Source organism: Bradyrhizobium sp. AS23.2, assembly GCF_001908185.1.
Taxonomy (GTDB): Bacteria; Pseudomonadota; Alphaproteobacteria; order Rhizobiales; family Xanthobacteraceae; genus Bradyrhizobium.
In genome coordinates this window covers 1-14,819 of the sequence record NZ_LGHM01000023.1, presented here as the reverse complement: position 1 = coordinate 14,819, position 14,819 = coordinate 1, and the positions used below count along the sequence as shown (strand labels likewise).

General features: G+C 64.9%; 13 protein-coding genes. 5 read left to right on the top strand and 8 right to left on the bottom strand.

What is annotated here, in order from left to right; translation table 11 throughout:
• Positions 1 to 3 precede the first annotated feature (3 nt).
• The 4 genes from flgK to AC630_RS04900 form a co-directional block, all read right to left on the bottom strand.
• Positions 4 to 1,881, bottom strand: a complete 1,878-nt coding sequence (gene flgK / locus AC630_RS04915) for a flagellar hook-associated protein FlgK (RefSeq protein WP_074117345.1) — start codon at positions 1,879 to 1,881, stop codon at positions 4 to 6.
• 35 nt (positions 1,882 to 1,916) lie between these two features.
• Complete coding sequence (locus tag AC630_RS04910) at positions 1,917 to 3,743, bottom strand: flagellar hook protein FlgE (RefSeq protein WP_074117344.1); 1,827 nt, start codon at positions 3,741 to 3,743, stop codon at positions 1,917 to 1,919.
• A 291-nt stretch (positions 3,744 to 4,034) separates the two neighbouring features.
• Positions 4,035 to 4,547 (bottom strand): peptide-methionine (R)-S-oxide reductase MsrB, encoded by a 513-nt coding sequence (msrB, locus tag AC630_RS04905; protein ID WP_074117343.1) that lies wholly within the window; start codon positions 4,545 to 4,547, stop codon positions 4,035 to 4,037.
• An 86-nt stretch (positions 4,548 to 4,633) separates the two neighbouring features.
• On the bottom strand, positions 4,634 to 6,091 hold the full coding sequence (locus AC630_RS04900; protein ID WP_074117342.1) for an NAD(P)/FAD-dependent oxidoreductase: 1,458 nt from the start codon (positions 6,089 to 6,091) through the stop codon (positions 4,634 to 4,636).
• Between the two features lie 93 nt (positions 6,092 to 6,184).
• Here AC630_RS04900 and AC630_RS04895 point away from each other — a divergent pair, with 93 nt between their 5' ends.
• The 3 genes from AC630_RS04895 to AC630_RS04885 all read left to right on the top strand — a co-directional run bounded on the left by AC630_RS04895 (position 6,185) and on the right by AC630_RS04885 (position 7,680).
• A complete protein-coding gene (locus tag AC630_RS04895) occupies positions 6,185 to 6,721 on the top strand; it encodes a SixA phosphatase family protein (RefSeq protein WP_074117341.1) in 537 nt (178 codons plus the stop codon).
• A gap of 56 nt (positions 6,722 to 6,777) precedes the next feature.
• On the top strand, positions 6,778 to 7,203 hold the full coding sequence (locus tag AC630_RS04890) for a universal stress protein (RefSeq protein ID WP_074117340.1): 426 nt from the start codon (positions 6,778 to 6,780) through the stop codon (positions 7,201 to 7,203).
• Positions 7,204 to 7,299: 96 nt separating this feature from the next.
• The gene (locus AC630_RS04885; protein WP_245330261.1) at positions 7,300 to 7,680 is read left to right on the top strand and encodes a hypothetical protein; all 381 of its coding nucleotides are present in this window, start codon (positions 7,300 to 7,302) and stop codon (positions 7,678 to 7,680) included.
• 933 nt (positions 7,681 to 8,613) lie between these two features.
• On the opposite strand, the gene AC630_RS04875 is transcribed toward AC630_RS04885, so the two are convergent.
• Positions 8,614 to 8,850: a DUF1127 domain-containing protein gene (locus tag AC630_RS04875; protein ID WP_074117338.1), complete on the bottom strand. Its 237-nt coding sequence runs from the start codon at positions 8,848 to 8,850 to the stop codon at positions 8,614 to 8,616.
• A 185-nt stretch (positions 8,851 to 9,035) separates the two neighbouring features.
• Between AC630_RS04875 and AC630_RS04870 the strand changes: the two genes are divergently transcribed.
• Positions 9,036 to 10,379, top strand: coding sequence for an aminotransferase-like domain-containing protein (locus tag AC630_RS04870; protein WP_074117337.1), 1,344 nt, complete (start codon positions 9,036 to 9,038; stop codon positions 10,377 to 10,379).
• A 78-nt stretch (positions 10,380 to 10,457) separates the two neighbouring features.
• Here the strand turns inward: AC630_RS04870 and AC630_RS04865 are convergent, their stop codons facing one another.
• On the bottom strand, positions 10,458 to 11,057 hold the full coding sequence (locus tag AC630_RS04865) for a YdcF family protein (RefSeq protein ID WP_074117336.1): 600 nt from the start codon (positions 11,055 to 11,057) through the stop codon (positions 10,458 to 10,460).
• 64 nt (positions 11,058 to 11,121) lie between these two features.
• Complete coding sequence (locus tag AC630_RS04860; protein WP_074117372.1) at positions 11,122 to 11,709, bottom strand: hypothetical protein; 588 nt, start codon at positions 11,707 to 11,709, stop codon at positions 11,122 to 11,124.
• 78 nt (positions 11,710 to 11,787) lie between these two features.
• Here AC630_RS04860 and AC630_RS04855 point away from each other — a divergent pair, with 78 nt between their 5' ends.
• Positions 11,788 to 12,222, top strand: coding sequence for a hypothetical protein (locus AC630_RS04855; protein WP_074117335.1), 435 nt, complete (start codon positions 11,788 to 11,790; stop codon positions 12,220 to 12,222).
• Positions 12,223 to 12,285: 63 nt separating this feature from the next.
• On the opposite strand, the gene AC630_RS04850 is transcribed toward AC630_RS04855, so the two are convergent.
• The gene (locus AC630_RS04850; protein ID WP_074117334.1) at positions 12,286 to 14,685 is read right to left on the bottom strand and encodes a bifunctional diguanylate cyclase/phosphodiesterase; all 2,400 of its coding nucleotides are present in this window, start codon (positions 14,683 to 14,685) and stop codon (positions 12,286 to 12,288) included.
• Between the last annotated feature and the right edge of the window lie 134 nt (positions 14,686 to 14,819).

The window sequence follows — 14,819 nt, the reverse complement described above, 5'->3', positions numbered from 1 at the left end:
TGGTTACGCTTGAGCCTGGAGCAACGTGTTCATCATGCTCTGCACCACCGACATCACGTGCGCGTTGGCGGCATAAGCATTCTGAAGCTGGATTAGGTTCGACATCTCCGAGTCCAGGTTGACGCTGGCAGTCGAGTTGAACTTGGCCTGGAGCGTCGAGACCACGACGCTCTGGCCCTGCTGGAGCTGGGTCGCCTGGGTCGCGGCATTGCTCTGGACGCTCAGGAACTGCTGGAGGTAATTGGAAATGCTGCCGCGGAACGGCTGGCTCGCCGAGCCGAGACCGGTCTGCGGCGAATAGGAGTACACCGCCGTAGTGAGCTGCGAGTAGAGATAGTCCGAACGCGTGGTGTCGCCCGCGGGCGTCACGGGCGAGGTGCTGTAGACCGACATCCGGGTCGGATCGGTCACCAGCTGCGTATTCACCGCGATGCGTCCGGCAAGGCCGGTCATCTGCGAGCCCGAAGCCGTGATCGCGCCGGTGTAGAGCGCCTGCCCGCCGTCGGTGAACAGTGGTAGTTGCGGATTGCCCGAGGTGAGCGAGGAGATCGTCTTTGTGATCGAGGACGAATTGACCTTGGCGAGGCCGGTGCCGTCATCGGTGATCCTCAGCGTCGTCGCCGGCGACGGAGCCGCGGAGAATGTCAGATGCGTGCCGGAAAGCGCGGTGTTCAGCGCAGAGGCGATCGCGCCCATGCCGCCGGAAAAGTTGACGCCGACCTGCATCGGGTTGGCATTGGTGGCGTTCTGCAGCGGCAGTGCCGCCGGATCGGTGACGTTGACCAGCGTGATCTGGCGCTGGGTGTTGGTCGTCGTGTCGGTATAGGTGATGTTGACGGTGTTGCCCGGCTGCGCACCGGCGAGGTCGACGTTGAAGCCGGCCGGTGGACCCGCGACCGCGCTGCCGGCCGTTGTCTTGTCCGAGAGCGCGCTCGACATCGTCGCGGCGAGCTGGTCGATCTGGTTCTGCGCCTGCACCAGCGTCTGGTCGCGCAGCTTCAGATCGGCCGCGATCTGTCCGGAAGAGACAACGTTGTTGGCGACGACGTCGAGCGACGAGCCGTTCGGCAGCTTGATGGTCAGCGCGCCGACCCCGGACTTGGCCGGGTCGGTGTTGTAGAGCGACGTCGCCGACAGGGCGCCGGCGGACGAGAAGGAGAATTGCGAGGCGAGCCCGGCGCCGACGAGCTGGATGCCGGTGGTGGTGTAGATGTTGGCCTGGTTCGAACCGTCGGTCGTGACGCGAACGTCGACATATTTCGACAGCGTATTGATCGCCTGATCGCGCTGATCCATCAGCGTTGCGGCGGTCGGATCGTTCGGCAACAGCCCCTGGAGCTTGGTGTTGATGTCGGCGATCTGCTGCATTGCCGCGTTGGCCTGCTGCGCCGAGGTGCCGAGGTCCTGGTCGACGTTGGAGCGCAGCGACTGGATGCCCTTGGTGGTGGTGTTGAGCTGCTGCGCCAGCGCCTGCGCAGCACCAACGGCGACGGTCTGGGCGGACGACGAGCCTGCGCTCGTCGACAGCGCCTGCAGCGCGGTGGTGAAATTGTTCAGCGCGGTTTCGAGCGTGCCGCTGTTGCCCGGCGTGCCATAGACATTCTGAAGCTGCTTCAGGATGTTGGCTATCTGGTCGGCATAACCGCTGCCGCCGGTCTCGGTACGCAGCTGATTCAGCACATAGCTGTCGAGCTCCCGGCTGACGCCGGTCGTCATCGCCGTCGCACCGAAGTCGCCGGTGGTGACCTCGATCTGGTTCGGCGTCTGGACGACGTAACCCGGCGTCTGCGAATTCGCGACGTTCGAGGAGACGATCGAGAGCGCGGCCTGGTTGGCACGCAGACCGCTCATCGCACTGGCGAGGGCTGAACTCAAACCCATGTTGACTAGCCGCCTTTGGTTATGTCACGCGCCGATCAGCGCAACACGTTCAGGAGGTCCTGCACCATCGAATTTGCCGTCGTGATCACCTTGGTGTTGGCCGAATAGGCCTGCTGGGTCACGATCAGCTTGGTGAACTCGTCGGCGATGTCGGTGTTCGAGCCTTCCAGCGACGAGCCGCTGATGGTGCCTGAGGCCCCCTCGATCGCCGGACCCGACAGGTCGGTGACCGCATAGGCGCCGCCGTCCATCGCCTTGAGGTAGTTGGTGCCGTTGAAGTGCGACAGCGTCACCTTGGCAAGGTCGAGGTTCTGACCGTTGGAGAAGGTGCCGATCACGAGGCCGTTGTTGCTGACAGAGACCGAACGAAGCTGACCGGCCGCGTAGCCGTTCTGCGTGATGGTGTTGATGGTCACCGCGCCACTGGTGGTGGCATATTGCGTCAGTCCGCCCGAGGAGATGTTGAAGGCCACCGAGCCGAGCTGCTGACCGCTGACGCTGACGTTGTTGATGGTGATGCCGGAGCCGCTCGGCGAGGTGAGCGAGCCGTCGCTGGCGAAGGTGAAGGCCTGGCCGGTGTTCACCCAGGCGGTCTGCGTACCGGTCGCATTCGGGTCGGTCTGGTAGAACAGGTTCCAGGTGTCGGAATGCCCCGCACCGAGCGAGGCGCTGTCGGTCTTGGCCCAGCGCAACTGCAGGTTCACCGGGGTGCCGGCAGCGTTGTAGGCGGTCACCGCACCGCCACTGATCGACTCCTTGGTGAAGGTGTCGACGTCGCTGCCGATCACCGTACCGGTTCCGACCGTGCCGGTGCCACGTGGCTGGTTTACCGGGCTGGTGAATCCGAGCGCGGAGGCGGAGAACGCAGACGCCGTGCTCTGGATGCTGAGGTCCTGCGCCGTGCCGGTGTGGAACGTGATGGCACCGTTCGCGGTGTTGATGGTCGGCGCTACACCCGTGGCGGTGCCGATCGCCGCAAGCAGGTCGCCGACGGTGCCGTCGGCGGGAACGTGCGTCGCGTCATGCAGGCCGCCCGCCGCGGTAATCGTGATCGTCGTCGCAGGGGACGTACCGACGATAATGGTATCGCCTGCCGCAAAGCCTGTTGTCAGCGAGTCGCTCGGCGCGGTGCCCGACAATTTCGTCGCTGCGGTGATCGGCCCCCCCAGACTGTTGTTGGCACCCGTCAGGCTAGTTTTGGTGGCATCCGTGCGCGGAGCCGGAGAGCCGACCGGCAGCGGATTCGACGTGAAGTCAGCCGGATCGAGACCACCATAGGCCACGAGCGTGCCGCTCGCCGCAGTGGAGCTCGCCACCGTCTTCGGCTGCGTCGGCAGATTCGCTCCGTACTGGATCGAGCTCGTCGCCTGCGCCGGGACAAAGTTGTTCTGGAACTGCAGCACCGTCGGCACGCTGCCGGTCGGATTGCCCGTCTTCGGATCCACCGTGACGCCCATCAAATAGTAGCCGGCGCCGTTGACGAGATTGCCGTTGGCATTGAGCTGGAAGTCGCCGCGGCGGGTGTAATAGTTGACGCCGTCGAACACCGGCACGTTGTCGACAACGCCGCTCGCCTTCTGCACCGAGAAGAAGCCGTCGCCGGTGATCGCCATATTGGTGGCGACAGCAGAGGACGAGATCGTGCCCTGCGAGGTGATGGTGGCCTTCGCGTTGGCCGTCACGCCGCCCGCGACCTGCTTGTTCGGCACCGAGGCGTCGGGAATGAGATCGACGAAGCTGGTCCCGATGCCCTTGTAACCGGTGGTGGATGAGTTCGCGATGTTGCCGGAAATGTTCTGAAGCGCGAAGGACTGCGCCTGCAGGCCACCCACCGAGGTGTTCATTGCATCGAAGATACCCATAACTTTGTCTCCAAATCCGATCTCGGCGGCGCCGACGCATGGCCGCAATCGGAGGAGACAGTCGCAAAGGCTATGCCAATGCGGGTACTCTCAACAAATCAATGACTTAAATAGACAGGCCCCGGTCGGATGACCGGGGCACAATTGCCGGGCCGGCAACAATTGCCGGGACGTTAGGTCTTTCCGGGGCGGTCCACAGGACCGAACCCGGAATCTCGAGATTCTCAGATGCGCAATCGCGCACCGTAGCTCGATGCTTACGCATCGCCCCGGAATGACAACTACAACTGCCTACGTGGCCGACGCAGCAGCCGGGTGGAAGACCAGCCCGAAACCGTCGATGCAGTAGCGCAATCCGGTCGGCTTCGGACCGTCGTCGAAGACGTGGCCGAGATGGCCGCCGCAGCGCCGGCAATGCACCTCGGTGCGAACCATGCCGTAGGTACGGTCCTCGGTCTTGCCGACATTGCCCTCGATCGGCTGGTAGAAGCTCGGCCAGCCGGTGCCGCTCTCGAACTTGGTATCAGACGCAAACAGCGGCAGGTCGCAGCCGGCGCAGGCGAAGATGCCCTTGCGGTGCTCGTTGAGCAGCGGGCTGGAGCCAGGCCGCTCGGTGCCCTGATTGCGCAAGATCTCATATTGCTGCGGCGTGAGCTGGGCGCGCCACTCGGCTTCAGTCTTCTGGATCTCGAACTTTTCCGCGGCCTTCTCTCCGGCCTCGGCCGGGGACCCTCTCAGCCAGCGGAAGGCCGAAAGGCCGAACAGGCCGGCGACAGTCGTCAACAGGATGCGGCGGTCAAACATCTCATTCTCCGTGCGCGGGGAGTCCACGCCCTGAGATACGGGCTCTAACGGCCGACGTTACACTTCCGGGCGGAGTTTTTCTCAACTTATTGCGAGACGCTGTGGTCATGAGAAGCCGGTTCCACCTCCTTGGCCACAGGTTTCGGCGGCGGGGTCGGCCGCGGCCGGACACCAGGCGGCGGACGTCGCGGACCGGTACCGGCGGCCCGGTTAGCCGAGGCCAGACGCGCCTCGCGTTCCCTGTCCTTGACCCGCGCCCGTTCGCGGTAGCGGGCAAGCGAGCCTGCGACGGCCGAACTCGCCCTGCCCCAGATCCCGACCAATTGGCCGGCGACGCGTCCGGTCGCACCGCCCGCCCAGACCAGCTCGAACGGCGAGAACAGCCGCCAGCGCTCGTCGCCCCACAGGATGCTGCGCGCGATCAACTGTCCGGCCATGGCCGAGGTGTTCATGCCGTGGCCGCCGAAACCGCTCGCCACCCACAGACCTTTGCGCAACTGGCCGATCTGCGGCATGCCATGCACGGTCTGACCGGTGGCACCGCCGAACATGTCGGTGACCTCGACATTGCCGAGTTGCGGAAAGATGGATCGGATCCGTCGCCTGACGGCGCCCGCAAACCGCTGCGGACGCGCAGCCCAGGTGGTCTCCGGGCTCTCCCACATCAGCCGGTCGCCGTCGACGATGCGGAAGTGGTCGACGCCGTCGGAATCCATCACCGATCCCTTGAAGGCGATGATCTCATGCACGCGCTCACCGAGCGGCGCGGTGATCCCGGCATAGCGCCAGACCGGCAGCAGCGTCTCCGACAGGCGCCTCAAGGGCGCGCCGAGATGGATGTTGCCGGCGAGTACGATGTGCGTGGCTCGCAGCCGCGCCGAGGGCGTCACAATGCGCTTGCGGACGCCGGAATGATCGATGCTGACCACCGGCGTATCTTCGAAGATGCGCGCGCCGGCGCGCCGCGCCAGCGCAGCAAGGCCGTGCACATATTTGCGGCCGTCGACCTGGAACGCCCGGGGATAATATACGCCGTGGAAGTAGTGATCGGTCTTCAGCACCTCGCGAACGCGATCGGCCTGCCAGCCCTCGACCTCGGTGTCGAAATCCTCGCTCAGCGTCTGCAACCGGCTGATCAGCCGGTCGCCGGCATCGACATTGGAGACCTCAAGCACGCCGTCGCTTGGGCCGATCCCCGGCATGTTCTCTTCCGTTGCGTTGGCGCGGACGAACTCCGCGCCCTCCTTCGACAATGCCCACAATTCGCGCGCGTCCTCGAAGCCGATGCGCTCGATCAGCTCGGTGAGCGGCAGTGCAAAGCCCGGCATCACCGTGCCGAGTTGGTTGCCGGAGGCGTTCCAGCCGATATGGCGGCCCTCGAGCACCGCGACACTGGCTCCCAGCCGGGCCGCCTCCAGCGCGATGGAGAGCCCGGCAAGCCCCGCCCCGATGACGCAGATGTCGGCGTCGAGATCGAACGACAGCCGCATGCGCTCACGACAGCCGGCTTCTTCCTGGGACGCGCTTGTGAAAGTCTCACTCATGTCGTTTTCTTAAAGGACCGATCGGGCGCTTGTCACCTTGTCCTCAACCGGCGCCTGTAGATTATTCTGGATGCGTAACGATTCGAGAATGCCATGCGCCGTTTGATGCTGCTGCGTCACGCCAAGACCGAGACCGACGCGCCGAGCGGCCGTGACCGGGATCGCCGCCTCGACGACCGCGGCCACAGGGATGCCGCGCAGATCGGCGACTGGATCGCCGCCCATCCGCCCTTCCCCGATACCGTGCTGGTGTCGCATGCGGTCCGGGCCCGGCAGACCTGGGACATCGCCTGGACCGCGATGGAGAACCGCGTCGCGGCGCCGCAGGTCGAGATCCTGCCGGAACTCTATGGCGCCCATCCCGCGCAGATCCTGGAGTCCGTTCGCACTGCAACCGTCCCGGCCAACCCGAAGCGGTTGTTGCTGGTCGGCCACAATCCCGGCATGCACGAGGTCGCGCTCATGCTGATGGGCGGCGGCGATCACGCCGGCACCAAGGCGCTCGCCCACAACCTGCCCACCGCGGGGCTTGCGATCTTCGACTTTGACGTCAAGGATTGGGAGGACGTGGCCTACCGCCGCGGCAAACTGGTGCTGTTCGTCAGCCCCAAGCTGCTTCGAACGGGATGAGACGCGCGGGCGCGGTCTCGACTGGTTGATCCAGCCTGGTCAATAGGGAGGCGTAGATGTTCAAGTCCATTCTCGTGCCCATCGATCTCGCCGATACCGATCTCGCCAAGCCGGCGATCGCAACTGCGTTGACACTGTCGCAGACCTGGAACGGATCGATACGCTTGCTCAACGTGCTGCCGATGACGCCGGTAATGCTGGCCGAATACGTGCCGGCCGATTTCGACGAGCAGCAGCGCCAGACTTCGGAAGAAGCGCTCGCCATCGTCGCACGCGAATCCGGCATCGAGCCTTCCCGCATCTCCAGCGTGGTGCGCCAGGGCGGCATCTATCACGAGATCCTGGAGGAAGCAGTCCACATGAAGGCCGACCTGATCGTGATGACCTCGCACCGGCCGGCGATGCGCACCTATTTCCTCGGCTCCAACGCCGGGCACGTCGTGCGTTATGCGAAGTGCTCGGTGCTGGTGGTCAGGCACTAAGCTCGGAGCAATAGCGTGAAGCAATGGTGGCGGAGATGGATTTACGAAGTCCCGCTCGCGATTGGCGACGCCTTGTGGGAGGTGCTGGTCGTACAATTGGCGGCGCTGCTGGACAGACTGACGGTGCGGAAGGTCATCGCCTTCATCCCCGTCGCTATCATCGTATTAGCCTACTATCACAGGATCCCAATTCCGCCGGAGCTGATGCTGGTCGGCGATTTCCTCGCCTATATCGACATCTTCTCGGTGCTGTTCCTGCTAGGCGTGTTGAGCCGCGTCACGACGATTCTGTTCGTCGTGAGGCAGGCGGCGGCGCGCATCGCCCTACTCGTCGGCAGCGTCGTCGCACATATGCAGCGCCTGGACGTCCGGCATCGGCGCGAACGCGGCACGCCAACACGGCCTCGCCGCAAGCCGGACCGTACTGAGGATGATTGGGCTTTTGGCAGCGCGTGGGACCAGGTCGCGATCGCCTGATCCCAGCGGCGGGGCGCTGCGCCGTAGCTCGTAGCCCGGATGGAGCGAAGCGCAATCCGGGGCCAATGCGTCCGCGGGCACGAATCCTGGATTACGCTTACGCTCCATCCGGGCTACAAGATTTGTGTTGCCTGACGGGCAAAACATACAAATCGCAGGTCAATCCGCTCGGCTAAATATATTCCACTTTACCGAAATTCCGAAACGGCGTATGTATCGCCTTACTCCGGCCCAAGGAAGAGGGGCGCATCGCGATCGTCACGACACGCGGGCCGGGTGGCGGTGGACGAGGGCCACATCGGCGCGAAATGCTACGCAGGGCGGGCAACCGTCAGCGAGGGCGTCGCGCAAACGACCAGTGCGGCTCGCGTACGGCAAAATCGTGTCGTCCTGGCGCCCGGAGCCTGTGCGCCAAATCTTGCGGTGATGCGACGGCCCGACCGGGTCCGCGCGTCAGCCGTCCGTGAGGTGACGGGGGCAATAGTGCATCGCTCCCCGGGGAGAGCGCGACATAAGCCGTAAAACCACTGCGCAGGGAAGGCCGGGATGTCTTGGCTTCACCTGTATGCCGCTGTGCAGATTTCGTAGCGCAACTTTCGCACAGTGGACCGCGGGTGCCAGCCGGCATCCGGCCTTCCCTGCGCCCTCTTTCACGGAGGGCAACGACGCAGCAAAGCTCGGGCGAAACAAGCCGCGAGGACGCAAGCCTATGTCAGTCATCTAACAACGGTCTCGTGCCCCGGACGCTGCGCAGCACCAAGAGCGCGTTTACGCGCCTCTTCGACGCGCTATGGTGGTGCGCTGCAGAGCCGGGGCCCATGCATCAGCGATCCGTGTGGATTCCTGGGTCCCGGCTCTGCGGGGCGTCACCGCGTGCCGCACCGCGTCCGGGACACGAGAGGGACGAGTGTCGCTACTCCGCACGCCGTCAGCTCAAAGATACCGCGTCAGTTCGGCCTTGACCTGCCCGTAGACCGCGTCCTCGATCTGGCTGCGCGTGATCCCGATGTCGCGCAGGGCGCGGTCGTCGAGCTCGCACAGCGTCTTGACAGCGGAGCGGTGCTCCAGGCGGTCGAACAGCGCATAGGCGCCGCTGGCGAGCGCGCGGAAAAATCCGCCCGATGAGGATGGGCGTAAACTCCGCCCGGCAGTTTGCGAGATCGTGTTCATTTTTCTTCTCCGGCCTGCTGTCCACGCGGCAAAGCGGATGCCGTTGGCGCAGACGCGGAAAGCGCCTGAACCCCATTTGCCGTCGGATTGCTCTCGCACACCTCGGCTCAATCGCGGACCTTGATGGAACTTAAATGCTCCAGTACATTGCTCGGTACAAGGAAAACATTGCTCTCGGTGCAATAATGTCCAAGTTCGAGTACGTGAAGCTTGCCGATGCCATTGCCGCCGATATCTCTAACGGCACGTTAAGGCCCGGCGACCGGCTGCCGCCGCAGCGCAATTTTGCCTATGATCGCGGCATTGCGGTCTCGACCGCGAGCCGGGTTTATACGGAGTTGCTCCGCCGCGGCCTCGTCGTCGGCGAGGTCGGCCGCGGCACCTTCATCTCCGGCGATATCAGGCGCGAAGTCGAGACGATGAGCGAGCCGCGCGATGCGCGCATCGACTTCGAGGTCAATTACCCCCTGGTGCCGCAGCAATGGGCCATGATCGCCAAGAGCCTTGCGGGGCTCGAGCGCGTCGACGCGCTCGAATCCGTGCTGCGCATCTCGACCAGCACCGGCACCAAGAGTGCGCGCAATGCCGCCGCCGCCTATCTCGCGCGCAAGGATTTCGCGCCGCAGGCCGAGCAGATCGTCTTCACCGCCAATGGCAAGCAATCGCTCGCGGCCGCGCTCACGGCGCTCGTGCCCACCGGCGGCCGCTGCGGTGTCGAGGCGCTGACCTATCCTTACGTCAAGAGCATCGCCGCGCGGCTCGGCGTGACGCTGGTCCCGATTCCGATGGACGAGTACGGCGCACGGCCCGACGCCATCCAGAAAGCGCATCGCGAGGCCCACCTGTCGGCGCTGTATCTCCAGCCCATCATCCAGAATCCGCTCGGCGTCACCATGAACGCGACACGGCGCGCCGACATCATGCGCGTCGCCGAAAAGCTCGACCTCACCATCATCGAGGACACCGTCTATGGCTTCCTCGCCGACGACACGCCGCTCGCGGCGCTCGGGCCGGACCGCTGCATCGTGCTCGACAGCCTCTCCAAGAAGGTCGCGCCGGGGCTTGCGCTCGGCATCCTCGTCACGCCGCCGCATCTGCGCGAGAGCGTGATGAGCGCCGTCCGCACCGGCGGCTGGATCGCCTCAGGCCATGCGGTTGCGGCCGGGCAGCGGCTGATGGCCGACGGCACCGTCGCCGAGCTGACGCGGCTGAAACGCATCGACGCCGCGCGCCGTCAGCAGACCGCGGCAAGGCTGCTGGCCGGCTATCAGCTCGCCGCCGACCCGCGCTCCTATCATCTCTGGCTGACGCTGCCGCCGCACTGGCGCTCGCAGACCTTCGTCGCGGCGGCAGCCCGGCGCGGCATCGCATTGACACCATCCTCGACCTTCGCGATCGCGCATGGCCACGCGCCGAATGCCGTGCGCCTGGCGCTCGCCCCGCCCTCGCCCGAGCAGCTCGACTCCGGTCTGCGCACGATCGTGTCGCTGCTCGGCACCAAGGAAGAGGATTTCGACTCGACAGAGTAGCCAGAGCGTTTTCGAGCGAAGTGGATACCGGTTCGCGTAAAGAAGACGCGTTAAAACAAGAATCTAGCCCCTCGCCTCTCAGGGCTCCGGCCATTCCGCGATGAAGCCCTTCGCCTTGTACGGCTCGATCTTGTCCCATTCGTGCAGCATGCGGCGGCAAAATTCGGCGTCGGTATGCCATTGCCCGCGCGGTGTCGCGAAACTGTCGACGGTGACCAGCATCTTCTCGACCTCGGGCCAGTGCCGGTGCAGCGTCATCGGGTAGCGCCGCGCGGTCCAGGTGTTGCCAAGGCAGATCACGCGGCGGATATTCCGCAGTCCCAGCGCCGCCTCGATGATCGGCAGCGAGAGGATCACGTTCTCACCGGTGTTCATCGCACGATGTTCCTCGAGGATCCGGTCCGCCGGAATGCCCGCCGCGACCATCGCCGCCTTGATGATGGTGCACTCGGATTGCTCCGAGCCCGGCGTCACGCCGCCGCTGACAATCGACCAGCGGAAATAGCCCTCACGCCACAGCCGCGCCGCGGTCTTGGCGCGCAACGCGACATCCTCTCGCGTGCCGAACATGAACAACAGATCGGCCGGCGCGAGTGGCGTGTCGATCAGATGCCTGCGGTTGATCTCGGAAATCTCATCCGCGCTCGGCAGGCGAGCGCTGCTATCCTTGGTCGACATGCCTGCACGATGCGGCAGCGGCGCACGACCGCGAAGTCACGTTTGATTGCGGCCGGTTGCAAAGCTAGGGCAGCAGCGACCCGGGCAGACGGTCGAGCGTATAGCTCCGCGGCTGGTTGCGCCGCACGAAACCGCCGACCTGCCAGGCGAACAGCGCGGCAAAGCCGACGATGAACAGCGCGCCCGCAAATTCGCCGATCGCAAGCGCGCGGATCAATAGGCCCGCCATCGCCACCGTCAGCACCGCCAGGAACGCCAGCACCGCCGCATAGGTCTTGCGGCCAAGCCCCGCAGTCAATTGGGCGCGGCTACCGGCCTGCGCCATCCGCGCATGCAGCGCGACGATGAACGCGCGAAAACCGTTGTCTTGTGGCGCCATCAGCGCCGCGGTCTGCCAACTCGTCGACAGGATCGCGATGCGGCCGCCACTGGCGTGGCTGATGTCGGCGCGAAAGCGGTGCTGCTGCATCGACACAGGGCGGAACGACAGCCGGATCGCCGAGATCTCGTCATAGCGCCACAGGCCGGAACGGCCTGCGATGTGCCAGGAAAGCCCCTCCTCTGTCAGCTCGAAGCGATGCGCCGAGCCGATCAGCGATGCCTTGTAGGCATAGCTCCTGGCCGAAGCGTCCTCAGCTCCCAAAACCTGCATCTTCAAATCAATACCATCCGCGCAATCCCGTCTGCGATCCGCTTGCGCGATCGCCCTCGCCCATCCTACAAGCGGGGCATGGCTGAGACGACCTTTTTTCCGCGCCGCCTGATTCTCGGCGCCGCCGTGATCTCCGGCGTGCTGCTCGCGGTCGCGGTGCACATGCTGGGCGCGCGCTACGGGCTCGACCTCGGCGGCCTCTGGCGCTCCGACACCCATGAGTTCATACCCGCGGGCGCGGCGATCGCCTGGTGGCTGATCGCGACCGTCGGCTTTTCCGGCGGATATTTCACGGCGACATTGATGCAGAGCGCCGTCTCCGGCCAGATCCCGCAACGGATGCGGCAATTCCTGATCGCCGTCGGCGTACTCCTGCTTGCGGGGGCGGGCCAGGTGGCCTCGGCGCCGAGCCCGATCCCGACCGTCTCGGGTGTGCTCGCCGGGCTCGCCGCGCTGTGCCTCGGCGCCGTGATGGCGTTCTGCGGCGCGCATTTCGCACTGCGCCGCGGCTAGAGCATGACCCGGAAAAGTGTGAAGCGGTTTTCCGGAAAGATCATGCTCAAACCATAATCTCCTTCACCCTGACGCGCGCAGCCTTGGGCGTTCCAGCATTATCGTGACGTCTGACGCAGGCCTCGGCTTGCTGAACAGATAGCCCTGCGCCTGCGTGCAGCCTTCGCGCCGCAGGAGCTCGAGCTGCTCATCGTTCTCGACGCCTTCCGCGGTGGTCACGATGCCGAGGCTGCGCCCCAATCCCGTCACCGCGCGGATGATCGCCACGGAATCCTCGCGCGTCCCAAGCTCCGACACGAAGGAGCGGTCGATCTTGATCTTGTCGAAGGGGAAGCTGCGCAGATAGCTCAGCGACGAATAGCCCGTGCCGAAATCGTCGAGCGAGATCCGCACGTCCATGGCGCGCAGCTCGTGCAGCGTCGTCAGCGTCGCCTCGCTGTTCTGGAGCAGCACGGATTCGGTGATCTCGAGCTCAAGGCGGCGCGCCGCGAGCCCCGAGGCGGCCAGCGCCTCGGTCACGGATGCGATCAGGTTCGGGTTCTTGAACTGCACCGGCGACAGGTTGACGGCAACACCGATATCGTCCGGCCAGGTCGCTGCGTCAGCGCAGGCGCCACGCAGCACAAGCTCGCCAAGCTGGACGATGAGTCCGGTTTCTTCGGCGAGCGGAATGAAGTTGATGGGCGAGATCAGGCCGCGGTGCGGATGGTTCCAGCGGAGCAGCGCTTCGAAGGCGACGACGCGATCGCTGGCGACGTCGCGGATCGGCTGGTAGTACACGGCGAATTCATTGCGTTGCAGCGCCGCGCGCAAATCCATTTCCAGAAGGCGCCGCGCCTGCGCGCGGGCATCCATGCCGGTCTCGAAGAAGCGGTAGGTGCCGCGGCCGTCTGCCTTGGCGCGGTACAGCGCGAGGTCGGCGTTCTTCAGCAGTTCATCGGGGTTGTCGCCGTCCTGCGGCGACAGCGAGATGCCGATCGAGACGCCAATGACGATCTGATGATCATCGATCTCGTAAGGGGCGGAGATCACTTCGACGAGACGGCCGGCAAGCACTGTTGCGGCGGCTTCCTCGGACCGGCCGATCTGAACCACGGCGAACTCGTCACCGCCGAGCCGCGCCACGGTGTCGTTCTCGCCGACACAGGACGCAAGCCGCCGGCCAACCTCTTTCAGCAGCGCGTCGCCGATCGGATGCCCCAGCGAGTCGTTGATGTCCTTGAAATGATCGAGATCGAGACAGAGCACCGCGAGCTGGTCATTTGTCTTTGCCCGGCGCAGTCCCTGTTCGAGCTGCTCGTGGAACAGCACGCGGTTCGGCAGATTGGTCAGCGCATCGTGGCGCGCCATGTGCGAGATCTTGGCTTGCGCCTCCAGCCACTCTGTAATGTCCTCGAAGGTCGCGACCCAGCCACCGCCCTGCATCGGCTGGTTGACGACCCGGATCGAGCGGCCGAGCCGATTGACGACGTCGGTCGTGGTGCGCCCCTCACGCGCATCGGCGACGAGGCGCGCGAAGAACTCAACGGGATCTCCGTTCCACTGGCCCTTGCCCTGCTCTTCTTTCAGCACGTCGAGCAGCGGGCGGCCGGTGAGCTGCATGTCCGAGCGGCGCAGCATCGCGGCGTAGCGCTCGTTGAAAAGCAGAATCTTGCCGTCGGCATCGAACATGCACAGGCCCTGCGACATGTTCTCGAGCGCGGTATCGAGCACGACCTGCTGACGTCCGAGTTCGCCCTTGGCGCGACGGTCGAGCACAGCCGCGGCGAGCGCGATAGCGAGAATGCCAGCGGCCGCGCCGGCAGTCAGGATGGACAACGACGCCGGCGGGATCGAAAGACCGCCGATCACCAGCGAAGGATCGGGCGTCAACTCCAGCGCCCCCATCGCGGTGAAATGGTGTGAGACGATGGCAACCGTCAGCAGGACCGTCCCGCCCAGCGCGTTGGACAGGCTGTCGCCTCTTCCCGCGACGAACAGGGCGAACGATCCAAAGACGATGCCGAGCAGGATCGAGACTGTCACGGTACCCGTTGCCCAGCCGACATGGGCGGGAATCTCGAACGCCATCATGCCGGTGTAATGCATGGCCGCCACACCACCGCCGACGACGGCACCGCCAAGCGCAACCAGCGGCCCCCGCGTCGTCGAAACCGAGATGCTGAGACCGATGAAGGTGACTGCGATCGCAAAGATCAGCGACAGGACCGTCACTGGGATGTTGTAGGCGCCGCCGGCGCCCGGCCCGTATGCCTGCATCGCGATGAAATGGGTCGCCCAGATGCCGCAGCCGGCAACGGCAGCATCCAGCGCGATCCACGCTACGCGAGAACCTCCACGCGCAGCACGGGCCCGATGAAACAGGCTGATCGCCGCCGCGCTTGCGAGCAGACACACCGCGCCGCCAAGTGCGACCAGGCGCCAATCGTGCTGGTCCGTGAGACAGTAAAGAACTTGATACATCGCCGGTCCCTGTTGGACAGGCACTAGTCACGTGAATCTAAAGTTCGCCACATAATGTCTGCTGAGCTTTGTGACAGAAGCGTTTGACGGAAGCCAAGATCTGGTCTGCGGACTTGGTCCATTTGAAGGGCTTC

Excerpts from the sequence above, each read along its gene's own strand:
- msrB (WP_074117343.1), bottom strand. The coding sequence starts at position 4,547 with ATGTTTGACCGCCGCATCCTGTTGACGACTGTCGCCGGCCTGTTCGGC.
- AC630_RS04855 (WP_074117335.1), top strand. The coding sequence starts at position 11,788 with ATGGCTGAGACGACCTTTTTTCCGCGCCGCCTGATTCTCGGCGCCGCC.
- AC630_RS04890 (WP_074117340.1), top strand. The coding sequence starts at position 6,778 with ATGTTCAAGTCCATTCTCGTGCCCATCGATCTCGCCGATACCGATCTC.
- AC630_RS04850 (WP_074117334.1), bottom strand. The coding sequence starts at position 14,685 with ATGTATCAAGTTCTTTACTGTCTCACGGACCAGCACGATTGGCGCCTG.
- flgK (WP_074117345.1), bottom strand. The coding sequence starts at position 1,881 with ATGGGTTTGAGTTCAGCCCTCGCCAGTGCGATGAGCGGTCTGCGTGCC.
- AC630_RS04870 (WP_074117337.1), top strand. The coding sequence starts at position 9,036 with ATGTCCAAGTTCGAGTACGTGAAGCTTGCCGATGCCATTGCCGCCGAT.
- AC630_RS04910 (WP_074117344.1), bottom strand. The coding sequence starts at position 3,743 with ATGGGTATCTTCGATGCAATGAACACCTCGGTGGGTGGCCTGCAGGCG.
- AC630_RS04900 (WP_074117342.1), bottom strand. The coding sequence starts at position 6,091 with ATGAGTGAGACTTTCACAAGCGCGTCCCAGGAAGAAGCCGGCTGTCGT.
- AC630_RS04895 (WP_074117341.1), top strand. The coding sequence starts at position 6,185 with ATGCGCCGTTTGATGCTGCTGCGTCACGCCAAGACCGAGACCGACGCG.
- AC630_RS04860 (WP_074117372.1), bottom strand. The coding sequence starts at position 11,709 with ATGCAGGTTTTGGGAGCTGAGGACGCTTCGGCCAGGAGCTATGCCTAC.
- AC630_RS04865 (WP_074117336.1), bottom strand. The coding sequence starts at position 11,057 with ATGTCGACCAAGGATAGCAGCGCTCGCCTGCCGAGCGCGGATGAGATT.
- AC630_RS04875 (WP_074117338.1), bottom strand. The coding sequence starts at position 8,850 with ATGAACACGATCTCGCAAACTGCCGGGCGGAGTTTACGCCCATCCTCA.